Source organism: Peribacillus sp. NPDC097895 (assembly GCF_050277555.1).
Taxonomy (GTDB): domain Bacteria; phylum Bacillota; class Bacilli; order Bacillales; family DSM-1321; genus Peribacillus.
In genome coordinates this window covers 144578-155915 of the sequence record NZ_JBNNSH010000006.1, presented here as the reverse complement: position 1 = coordinate 155915, position 11338 = coordinate 144578, and the positions used below count along the sequence as shown (strand labels likewise).

The window sequence follows — 11338 nt, the reverse complement described above, 5'->3', positions numbered from 1 at the left end:
CTCGGCCATCCCTTTTCCAAGCAATTATTCGTCGTCTACGATGTTTCCACCATAGAAGGTTACTCTCGTTAATGGTATCTCCAATTCACGTGCCATTTTTTTCAACTCGCGCTCTTCTCTTTCCGTTACAATCGAAATAACGGTGCCATCTGCACCCGCGCGCCCTGTTCTTCCAGATCTATGGATATATTGGTCGATGTTATCAGCCATATCAATATGAACGACCGCAGTAAGACCTTTAATATCAAGTCCCCGTGCCGCTACATCCGTTGCCATCAACATCGGAGATTTTCCGGAACGAAGCTTGCGCAGCGCTTTCTCACGGTCGACTTTATTGGATTCGCCATGTAGGACGCCCATTTCAATCCCTTTATAGCCAAGCTTTTCATGTAAGACGCTTAGCTCTGCAATATCGTTCAGGAAGGCAAGGGCTTTGACATCTTTTAATCTCGTGATTTTTTCAAGAATCTTTGACTTTTCCCGTCTCTCTACAACAAAGTAAAGATGGTCCACTTTTGATTCCATTTTTTCATGCTTATCGACCTTGATCATTTCCGGTTCATTCATGAATCCGCGGGCCGCTTTTTCCGTTTCCTCTGGCAGAGTCGCTGAAAACACCATGATTTGTCGATCTTTTAGCGTTGTTTTGATGATATTATTGATCGTACCCATATGCTCTGGAGTAATCAATTGGTCGCCTTCATCAAGTACAATCGTCTTTACTTCATGCATCTTCAATTTCTTTTGGGCAATCAATTCGTAAATCCGTCCTGGCGTCCCAGCAATGACCTGTGGATGCTTCTTCAGTTTGTCCAGCTGCCTTTTTACATTAGCACCGCCGATGAATGCTGCACCTGTTATGCCGCTCCCCTCTGACCAAATACGAATTTCTTCATTGATTTGCATGACCAGTTCACGGGATGATGCCAAAATCAAAGCTTGTGGTGATTTTTTATCAGGATCTATTTTTTCTAGCAATGGCAGTAAATAAGCTAATGTTTTTCCCGTTCCAGTCGGTGATTCAGCCATGATGTCTTTTCCTTCAACAATCACGGGAATCGCTTTCGTTTGAATCGGTGTAAGTTGTCCAAACCCGGACTTTTTCCAAACATCTTGGATAAATGATTTTCTATCGTTCACTAATGCAGGTAATTCGCTCATATCGTTCTCCTTTAATATAAAACTTTTCCTATCTTTCATAGTACCATTTATTCTTATCCAGTAGCCAACGGAATACGAATTGTAACCGTCGTCCCTTTGTTAATCTCACTTTCAAAATGCATCTCCCCATCAAGCCGATGGACGATCTTCCTGCAAATTGCAAGCCCGATCCCTGTGCCCTTTTCCTTCGTGGAATAAAAGGGTTCACCAATCCGTTCAAGGCGCTCGGGTACCATGCCTATGCCATTATCACTAACGCTGACTACAGCGTGATCATCGATGATTTGCAGGGATATATCAATTTTCCCATTATCGACAATCGCTTCAATGCTGTTTTTTACAATATTGATGATGAGTTGTTTAAGTTCAATTGAATCAGCCATAACATAAATCGGCTCGGCGGTTTTAACCCTCAACCCCATCTCGATATTATTCAAATTCGTCTCTGCTTTCATCAGCGTGAAGACCTGTTGTAAACTGTCGGCAAAATCGATCCTTCGGAAAGCTACATCCTGTTTCTTCCCAAGAACCAGCAGTTCACCTGAGATAATATTAATTCGGTCAATTTCCTCCAACATGATTTCAGAATGCAGCGGGTTGACTTCCTTCGTCATATCCATTAGCTGTACGAACCCTTTTAACGATGTCAGCGGATTCCTTATTTCATGTGCGACGGCCGCAGCCAGATGTCCGATTACGGATAGCTTTTCAGACATGACCATCAATTCCTCTTCGCGCCGCGATTCGGTAATATCCCTAACGATTGCATATACTCCAAGCATTTCCGACTGTACGATGATCGGTAAAAAAGTTACTCGGATAATCCGCTTGTCTCCATTCTTATTCTGGATGGTCGTTTCGAAATTGGCAGCCTCTCCCTGAAGGGACTGTTTAAAGAAAACAGTTACTATATCCCTTTCGATCCAGTTGATGAGATGATCGGCACTCCTGCCCTTCAAGTTATCACTTTGGTGACCCAACAGCTTTTCAGCTTCCGGGTTAATCGAAACGACCTTTCCTTCGAGGTTCAATTCAATGACACAATCCGGATTATGTTTGAACAGCGACTTGTACTGTTCATCCTTCAGATTGAATTCCTGTTGGGACCTCAACATTTTTCCCGTCCAATGGCGGATGATGAAGTATAAGACAATCCCGGTTATAAAAATGAACATCCAGCCTTTTGAATGTTGAAACATCGCGTAAATTCGTACATCTGCCTTTGCCTGGGTCATCGAGATGTAATCCGTAACAATAATCCATAAGACCCCAATGATTATATATATAATAGCTACTTTACATGCAATTTTATGAGATTGGTTCATTTTTTATCCTTTGTATTCTTTTTGGTTTATTATTCCCAAATCACTCAAAAAAAGCCCTCATGTTTTACACACAAGGACTCTTTTGATATTGTACCATATATATTGTATTCATTGGTTTATATCTCTTAAAAAACAGCACCATTTTAACTGGATGTTTTACTATCAAGAGAGATTTTTGATGGCTTGATTGAATTCTTCTTCTATATCTTTACAAGGTTTGTCGGATAATAAGCTGAAAATCACGACCGCTATTGAACCAGCAATGAAACCAGGAATGATTTCGTATACTTCAGCGAACTTATCGATCATTTCCCAGACGATCACGGTTGCCGTACCAACGATCATACCCGCCAACGCCCCCCATTTCGTCATTCGCTTCCAGTACAGGCTTAACAAAATGACCGGACCGAAAGCCGCTCCAAAACCAGCCCATGCATAGCCCACCAATTTAAGGATCGTACCACTTGGATTAAAAGCTAAAAGTAGGGCAATGCCCGCTATTGCTAATACACCAAACCGCCCAACCAGCACTAATTCCTTATCAGATGCATCCGGCCGGATGAACTGCTTGTAGAAATCATCCGTCAGAGCACTTGCAGATACTAACAGCTGGGACGCAATCGTACTCATGACCGCCGCTAAAATCGCAGCCAGTAAGAAGCCTGTAATTAAAGAAGGAAATAGTTCTTTTGCTAAAATGATGAAGACAGACTCAGCATTTTTTTCCCCTAAAGGACTGCTTGTCAGGTTAAAATATGCAATCCCCACCAGTCCGGTGAACATTGCTCCTACGATAGCAAAAACCATCCAGCCCATACCGATCCGTCGTGCACTTTTCATTTCTTTCACGGAAGAAATCGCCATGAATCGAACGATGATATGAGGCTGTCCGAAATACCCAAGGCCCCATGCCAGAAGTGATATGATGCCAATGGTTGATGTTCCTTCAAAAGCATGTAATAAATTCGGGTTAATCGATTTTATTTCATTGAAGGTAGGATCCCAGCCACCAATGTTTACAATTGTGACAACTGGTACTAGAATTAAGGCAATGAACATGATCGTACCTTGTACAAAGTCCGTCCAGCTTACAGCGAGGAAACCACCGAACAATGTATAAAGAATAACAACGCTCGCCGTCAGCCAGATGCCCCATCGGTAATCCATATTAAAAGCGGAGCGGAAAAGCTCCCCGCCTGCTACCATCCCTGAAGAAGTGTAAAAGGTGAAGAAGATTAAGATGACCGATGCTGATACTACTTTTAAAATCCGTGATCCATCTTTAAACCTATTTCCCAAAAAGTCGGGGATCGTAATCGAATTATCGGCCACTTCCGTATATGTCCGAAGACGCGGCGCTACGAATAACCAGTTTAAATAAGAGCCAACACACAGGCCGACGACAATCCAGCCGGCACTTACACCACTTATATACATGGCACCTGGAAGACCCATCAAAAGCCAGCCGCTCATATCGGAAGCACCTGCACTCAATGCAGTTACAGCGGGCCCTAAGTTCCGTCCGCCAAGCATATAATCGGTCAAGTTGGCCGTTTTCCGATAAGCCAAATAACCAATTAACAGCATACCTGCCATGTAAATTCCAATTGATATTATAATTCCGTAATCCAAAAATGAATCCTCCTATTATAGGTTAATTTTCATCTAGTAAGCTTATCAGAAAAAAAAACATATGTTAAGAAGTTCTTGCACCTTTCAACCATTTCCCTTTCAATATAATTAAGAAAATTCATTTTATTAAATAAATTTATTAGGAGGAATACGCCATGCAATCCTATATCAATCAGCCAGATGGAGTCTTTCCCTCTGTTTGCTCTCTAGATTGTCCTGATCAATGCGGTTTACTGCTACACAAAAAAGATGGGAAAATCATTAAAGTTCAAGGAGACCCTGACCATCCAGTCACTAAAGGGAATATTTGCAACAAAGTACGAAACATGACAGCCCGCCTCTATGACCCCAATCGCCTAACGCAACCATTGAAGCGCATTGGACCGAAAGGGGAAGGTAAATTCGCCCCAATCAGCTGGGAAGAAGCCATAGACACAATTACTTCCAAATGGAAAGATTTGATTGAAAAACATGGCCCCGAAAGCATCCTTCCCTACAGCTTTTATGGGAACATGGGGAATCTCAGCGCAGAGGGGATGGATCGCCGTTTTTTCCACAAGCTTGGGGCAAGCATGCTTGAGCGTTCCATTTGTAACGCGGCCGGATCAGTCGGATACAGCTATACAATGGGCGGTTCACTCGGCATCGACCCGGAAGAAACGATCCATACAAAACTTTTCATCATGTGGGGCATTAACGCAGTGAGCACAAACATGCATCAAGTTACGCTTGCCCAGCAGGCCCGGAAAAACGGGGCCAAAGTAGTCGTCATTGATGTACATAAAAACCAAACCGGTAAGTGGGCTGATTGGTTCATACCGATTCTTCCCGGTACCGATAGTGCCCTCGCCCTTGGTTTAATGCACATTCTATATGCCGAGAATCTAGTAAACCAGCCTTTTCTCGATGAATACACAGTGGGTGCTGAACAACTGCGCGAACACGTCCGGCAATATGACCCTGCGACAGTCTCGGCGATCACTGGCGTTCCAATTGATGACTTATATGAATTAGCGAGGATGTACGGAACGACCACCCCATCATTCGTTCGAATAGGCAATGGCCTGCAGCACCATGACAATGGCGGAATGGCAATACGTACCATTGCCTGCCTGCCAGCACTTACCGGCCAATGGATGATAGAAGGCGGCGGAGCGACCAAAGGGAATTCAGGATACCTGGCGTTTAATACAGATGCCTTAAGACGCCCTGATTTATTGCATAATAAAGCGACTCGGACCATTAATATGAACCAAATCGGTCAAGCCCTTTTGAAAAAGGAAAACCCGATTCGCTCCATGCTTGTATATGGATCCAATCCGGCGCTAGTCGCGCCAAATGCAAATAAGGTGCAGGAAGGACTGATGCGGGATGATTTATTCACAGTCGTCCATGATCTATTCTTAACCGAAACGGCCATGTTTGCCGACCTCGTCCTCCCTGCCACATCATCTTATGAAACGGAGGATTTTTATAATTCATACTGGCATAATTACGTCCAAATACAAAAACCTGTAGTCGAAAAATATGGCGAGTCGAAATCGAATGTTGAATTATTCAAACTGTTAGCTGCTGGAATGGGCTTTGAGGAACAAGCTTTCAAAGATTCTGAGGAAGATATGATCCGTCAGGCACTGGATTTCCCTGAAAACCCGTATTTAGAAGGCATCACCTATGATACTCTTTCAAGTAATCAATTTGTCAAAGCAAAGATGAAGCCGATGTTCCCAGGCGAACTGCCGACACCAAGCGGAAAAATCGAACTTTATTCTGAACGGATGAAACAGCTTGGATATGAACCGCTGCCAACATATACGCCAATCATAAAAGATAGTGACCTGCCCTTTTTATTCATTCCGGCACCTAACCACAACTTCTTGAATTCAACCTTTTCCAATAATGCCAAACATATTTCGTTGGAAAAGGAACCGAAACTGCATATGAATGCAGCTGATGCCAAAACGTTAGGGATAGCCTCTGATGATATGGTTAGAATCTGGAACGATCGCGGTGAATGTGTGCTCAAAGCTGCTCCTGGTGAAAATGTGTTACCCGGCGTCCTTGTTAGCCAAGGCTTGTGGCAGAAGACACCTGAAACGAAGCAACATATCAATGCCCTTACCCCAGACCGCCTTTCAGACATGGGTAATGGAGCCGTTTTCTTTTCAGGACGGGTCGATCTTGAAAAAGTCCACCAATCCATTTAATATAAGGATCAAAGTGAAGTTATATATTTGCTATTCTGTGATTATGTCGGCGAATATGTGATTATATCAACGATTTTCGTTTTATATTGTCGGAATTTGGAATTTTATCTACGATTCCGGAGTTTTATCAACGATTTTCGTATTTTATCTACGATTCCGGAGATATATCGACGATTTTCGTATTTTATCTACGAGATTCCGGAGTTTTATCAACGATTTTCGTATTTTATCTACGATTCTGGAGATATATCGACGATTTTCGTATTTTATCTACGATTCCGGAGATATATCGACGATTTTCGTATTTTATCTACGATTCCGGAGATATATCGACGATTTTCGTATTTTATCTACGATTCTGGAGATATATCGACGATTTTTCGTATTTTATCTACGATTCCGGAATTATATCTCCGATTCCACGAAAAAGGCTGTTCCACATGGAACAGCCTTTTTCAACTAGCTATTTACTCTTCATCAAACCAACCTGTTGGCTGGATATCCAAGTTGTTATTGATTTGCTTCACTTCTGTGTAAGCCTCGTAACCGAAGGTGCCTAGCTCGCGTCCATTTCCGCTTTGCTTGAATCCGCCCCATGGCGCTTCGTTATAAGTCGGATGGTAAGAGTTTATCCATGTAATGCCGGCACGCACTTTTTTAATGACACGATAGGCTTTTGCGATATCGTTCGTGAACACAGCTCCTGCTAAACCATATTTCGTATCATTGGCAAGATGAAGGGCTTCCGCTTCATCCTTGAACTTTTGAACGACAAGTACCGGACCAAAAATTTCCTCTTGTACGATACGCATATCTGGTGTCGTATCGATAAAAATCGTTGGTTCGACAAAGTACCCGTTTTCCAAGCCTTCTCCTTTAATTCGATTCCCACCAACGATTAATTTGGCTCCTTCTTCTTTTCCAATTTGGATATATGATAATATCTTGTTCATATGGACTTCCGAAACGACAGGTCCCATTTGGCTTTTTTCGTCAGAACCTGAACCCACTTTGATCTGTTTCGCCTTCGCAGTCAGACTTGCAATGAACTGATCATAAATGGACTCTTCCAAAAGTAAACGGGAACCGGCTGAGCACACTTGTCCTTGGTTACAGAAAATCCCGTATAGAGCATAATCCACGGCAGTCTCAAAGTCAGAGTCCGCAAATACGATATTAGGGGACTTACCTCCAAGTTCCAATGTCACTTTCTTTAAATTCCCCAACGAAGCTTCCATGATTTTACGACCTGTTGCGGTTCCGCCCGTAAAGGCTACTTTATCGATTTCCTCATGCTCGGCAATGGCCTGCCCGACAACTTGTCCCGCTCCTAATACAAGGTTTGCCACACCTTTTGGCAATCCGACCTCTTCCATGATTTCAAATAGTTTGACGGCTGTCACTGGTGTAACCTCTGATGGCTTAAACACAACGGAATTCCCTGCAGCAAGCGCCGGAGCCAGTTTCCAGGCTGACATCAAGATTGGGAAGTTCCATGGAATGATCTGCCCGCAAACACCGATTGGCTCCCTGATGACCATCGCTTGCTGACCGTCAGGCACTTCATACGTCTGACCCGTCGGTTTTGTAGCCAACCCTGCATAATATCTAAAACAAGCTGCTGCATCATCGATATCATAACGAGCTTCCCGTAAAGGTTTGCCATTATCAGCTGTTTCCAACGCTGCTAATTCCTCTGCTTTTTCTTCCAATTTATCGGCTATTTTGAATAAAATACGAGCTCTCTCGACTGCAGGAGTTCCCCACCATCCACCTTCATAGAAAGCATATTTAGCTGCCTCGACCGCTGCATCCACATCTTCCTGTGTTCCTTCTGCAGCTGTAGCAATAACTTCTCCCGTGGCCGGATTCAATACATCCCTTTTCTCACCTGAAGTCGAATTCACCCATTCACCATTAATGTACATCTTTAAGTCCAGTGCTCCGGTTCCTTTTTTGCTGTTATTTTGTAACGTTTCCTGCATGTAAATTCCTCCTCGGTTTTAAGTAATCTACCTATATAAATTATAGTTGCAAGATTCATGCCAGTTTGAAATATTAGGTAAATTGCATATTCCTTCCCTTACCCGCCTCATTTAAATTCAATCTTGAATTCCCTATTCATTTTTGCATAAGAACCTTTAGCTGCCCTTCTCCTCTTTTGCTTGAACATCTTAATGAAAAAAGGAGATGAGCAGCTGCTCATCTCCTTTTTTCTTCACTTCATTAATTTCGATTAATAATGATCAATTTCATTTCGGTCATTTCTTCGATTGCATATTTTAACCCTTCGCGGCCCATCCCGCTTTTTTTGACTCCGCCATATGGCATGTTGTCGACTCGGTAAGTTGGGATATCATTAATGATAACACCGCCGACTTCCAATTGTTCTGCTGCTGAAAGCGCCAAATTGATATTAGTCGTGTAAATCCCAGCCTGCAAGCCGAATTCGGAATCATTGACCAATTCAATGGCTTCCTCAACGGATGAAACCTTGTTAATCAAAACAATGGGTGCAAACACTTCTTGACAAGATACCTTAAGCATGGCATCCACTTCAAGCAGCACAGTAGGGTGCAGGATATTTCCTTCTGATTTGCCCCCTGCTGCAACAATCGCTCCGTGTTGCTTAGCTTCACCGATCCAGTCGAGGCTTCGTTGTACATCCCCAGGACTGATTAACGCCGAGATATCCACCGATGGGTCCAGAGAATCCCCAAGTTTCAATGCCTTCGTTGCTTCTGTGAATTTTTTGACGAATTCATCATATACCTCTTCATGAACATATGCTCGTTGTAAGGAAATACAGACCTGCCCTTGGAAAGCGAATGCTGCCGATACACAGCGCTGGATGATTTTATCGATATCTATTCCTTTATCCACGATGACGGCTGCATTTGAACCTAGTTCAAGACTCACCTTCTTCAATCCAGCCTTATTGCGAATCCCGATTCCTACACCCGGGCTGCCTGTAAATGAAATGCTCTTCACGCGTGAATCAGTCACTAATTTATCACCAATTACCGATCCGCTGCCAGTAACTACATTAAACGCACCATCCGGTAAATCCGTCTCGGCTAAAAGCTCCGCAAGAAATAGTGAAGATAGCGGTGTCTGGCTCGCAGGTTTCAAAACGATCGTATTTCCGGCAGCAATGGCCGGGCCGACTTTATGGGCAACCAGGTTCATCGGGAAATTAAAAGGCGTTATCGCACCCACCACGCCAATCGGCTCACGAACGGTGTATCCAATCCTTCCTTCCCCGTCAGCTGTAGCATCCATCGTCAATGTTTCCCCATGTATCCTTTTTGCTTCTTCTGCTGCAAATTTATATGTGGCAATCGTCCGGGATACTTCTCCCATTGCCGTTTTAATTGGCTTCGCTGCCTCTTTTGCAATAATTTCAGCAGCCTCATCTTTGCGGCTTTCCAAAAGACTCGCAAGCTTTTCAAGTATCGCAGCCCGCTTATGACTTGGTAAAGCTGCCATTGCCTTTCTTGCTTGATAGGCTGATGCTATCGCCAACTCCACATCTTCAAGACTTGCCGAAGGAATTTCTGCAAGAACTTCACCGCTGTAAGGAGATTTTAGAGTCGTGAACTTTTCAGCCTCTTGCCATTTACCATTAATGAATAATTTCTTTTTTAGCGTTTCCGTCATGACCATTCATTTCACCTCTTATAAAATTTCTTTTTCAACTGCTGTAAATGTCTCATCAAGGATTTCTATAATTCTTTCAACTTCCGCTTTAGTAATGATTAAAGGCGGTGCAAATACAAGTGTATCTTGATCAAACGTAACAGAACGGCAAATCAAACCATTTTTAGCCGCTTCAGCCACAAGTCTTGGGGCTAGTTGAGTTTCAAAACCTTCCCCTGTTTGTTTATCCTTAACGATGGAGATGCCCCCAATAAGACCCAGTGCTCTGACGTCCCCAACGATCGGGTGTTTGCTTTGAAGCTTCTTAAAGCCGGCAAGCAACTCTTCACCACGCTTTTTCGAGTTTTCGATAAGATTTTCACGTTCAATTATTTCGATGTTTTTCAAAGCAACCGCACAAGCCATCGGATGACCGCTGTATGTGTAGCCATGTAAAAGCGTGCCTTTTGATAGGGAAATGAAATCCTGATGCATCTTATCATTCAGGACCACACCGCCTAACTGTGCATATCCACTCGTCACACCTTTTGCAAAGCACATCATATCCGGCACAACACCAAAGTGTTCAATTCCAAAATAAGTCCCTGTTCTTCCGAAACCTGTAATGACTTCATCCGTCACCATTAAAATGCCGTATTCATTACAAAGCTCCCTTACTTCCTTAAAATAGCCTTCAGGAGGAAGGTTCACGCCACCGGCTCCTTGAATCGGTTCAGCGATAAATGCCGCAATCGTTTCTGGTCCTTCCTGTTCAATGACCTTACGCAACTCTTCAATGGATGAACCGTCTACATGATAAAAATCCGGAGCGATGGAATTCGTGAAGTCACGGAACGGTTTCAAGCCAGTCGCACTTGTGGCTCCCATAGCTACTCCATGATAGGATTTAGAACGGGAAACGATTTTTTGACGATTAGGCTGCCCTTTTAAAATCCAGTAATGACGAGCAAGTTTGATCGCCGTGTCATTCGATTCCGATCCACCTGAAGTGAAGAAAACAGCATTCAAATCCCCAGGAGCGATGGAAGCGATTTTGGCCGCCAAACGGATCGCCGGCTCATTGCTGAAAGTAGCGAAACTTGAAGTGAAAGCTAACTTCGCCATTTGTTCTTTCGCCACATCAGCCAACTCTTCTTGTCCATGTCCAATATTCACATTCCAAAGTGAAGCCATGCCATCAATGACTGTCCTGCCCGTGATGTCCGTAAGATATATTCCTTTACCTTCTTTAAAGATAAAACTTGGACCATCTGCCTGCTGTTGTTCAATTGCCGTAGTCGGATGAATAAAATGCTTTTTATCCAAATCGATTAATTCCTGAATACCTGACTTCTCTTTAATCATGTAAAAAAC

7 protein-coding genes are annotated in these 11338 nt (G+C 43.3%); 1 reads left to right on the top strand and 6 read right to left on the bottom strand.

All coding sequences use genetic code 11. The features are described from left to right. Positions 1–24 precede the first annotated feature (24 nt). From ACQKMH_RS23245 to putP, 3 genes are all read right to left on the bottom strand, one after another. Positions 25–1161 (bottom strand): DEAD/DEAH box helicase, encoded by a 1137-nt coding sequence (locus ACQKMH_RS23245; RefSeq protein WP_427589729.1) that lies wholly within the window; start codon positions 1159–1161, stop codon positions 25–27. Between the two features lie 53 nt (positions 1162–1214). Then, a complete protein-coding gene (locus tag ACQKMH_RS23240) occupies positions 1215–2486 on the bottom strand; it encodes an ATP-binding protein (RefSeq protein ID WP_427589728.1) in 1272 nt (423 codons plus the stop codon). A gap of 162 nt (positions 2487–2648) precedes the next feature. Then, on the bottom strand, positions 2649–4118 hold the full coding sequence (gene putP, locus ACQKMH_RS23235) for a sodium/proline symporter PutP (protein WP_427589727.1): 1470 nt from the start codon (positions 4116–4118) through the stop codon (positions 2649–2651). Positions 4119–4273: 155 nt separating this feature from the next. Here putP and ACQKMH_RS23230 point away from each other — a divergent pair, with 155 nt between their 5' ends. Beyond that, the gene (locus ACQKMH_RS23230; protein WP_427589726.1) at positions 4274–6325 is read left to right on the top strand and encodes a molybdopterin oxidoreductase family protein; all 2052 of its coding nucleotides are present in this window, start codon (positions 4274–4276) and stop codon (positions 6323–6325) included. Positions 6326–6792: 467 nt separating this feature from the next. Here the strand turns inward: ACQKMH_RS23230 and ACQKMH_RS23225 are convergent, their stop codons facing one another. The 3 genes from ACQKMH_RS23225 to ACQKMH_RS23215 all read right to left on the bottom strand — a co-directional run bounded on the left by ACQKMH_RS23225 (position 6793) and on the right by ACQKMH_RS23215 (position 11329). Next, on the bottom strand, positions 6793–8310 hold the full coding sequence (locus ACQKMH_RS23225; RefSeq protein WP_427589725.1) for an aldehyde dehydrogenase family protein: 1518 nt from the start codon (positions 8308–8310) through the stop codon (positions 6793–6795). A 241-nt stretch (positions 8311–8551) separates the two neighbouring features. Then, complete coding sequence (locus tag ACQKMH_RS23220) at positions 8552–9985, bottom strand: aldehyde dehydrogenase family protein (RefSeq protein ID WP_427589785.1); 1434 nt, start codon at positions 9983–9985, stop codon at positions 8552–8554. Between the two features lie 18 nt (positions 9986–10003). Continuing rightward, positions 10004–11329 (bottom strand): aspartate aminotransferase family protein, encoded by a 1326-nt coding sequence (locus tag ACQKMH_RS23215; protein ID WP_427589724.1) that lies wholly within the window; start codon positions 11327–11329, stop codon positions 10004–10006. Between the last annotated feature and the right edge of the window lie 9 nt (positions 11330–11338).

Bases quoted from the DNA above. Each gene is read 5' to 3' on its own strand.
- ACQKMH_RS23220 (WP_427589785.1), bottom strand. From the start codon at position 9,985: ATGACGGAAACGCTAAAAAAGAAATTATTCATTAATGGTAAATGGCAA.
- ACQKMH_RS23230 (WP_427589726.1), top strand. From the start codon at position 4,274: ATGCAATCCTATATCAATCAGCCAGATGGAGTCTTTCCCTCTGTTTGC.
- ACQKMH_RS23240 (WP_427589728.1), bottom strand. From the start codon at position 2,486: ATGAACCAATCTCATAAAATTGCATGTAAAGTAGCTATTATATATATA.
- ACQKMH_RS23245 (WP_427589729.1), bottom strand. From the start codon at position 1,161: ATGAGCGAATTACCTGCATTAGTGAACGATAGAAAATCATTTATCCAA.
- ACQKMH_RS23215 (WP_427589724.1), bottom strand. From the start codon at position 11,329: ATGATTAAAGAGAAGTCAGGTATTCAGGAATTAATCGATTTGGATAAA.
- ACQKMH_RS23225 (WP_427589725.1), bottom strand. From the start codon at position 8,310: ATGCAGGAAACGTTACAAAATAACAGCAAAAAAGGAACCGGAGCACTG.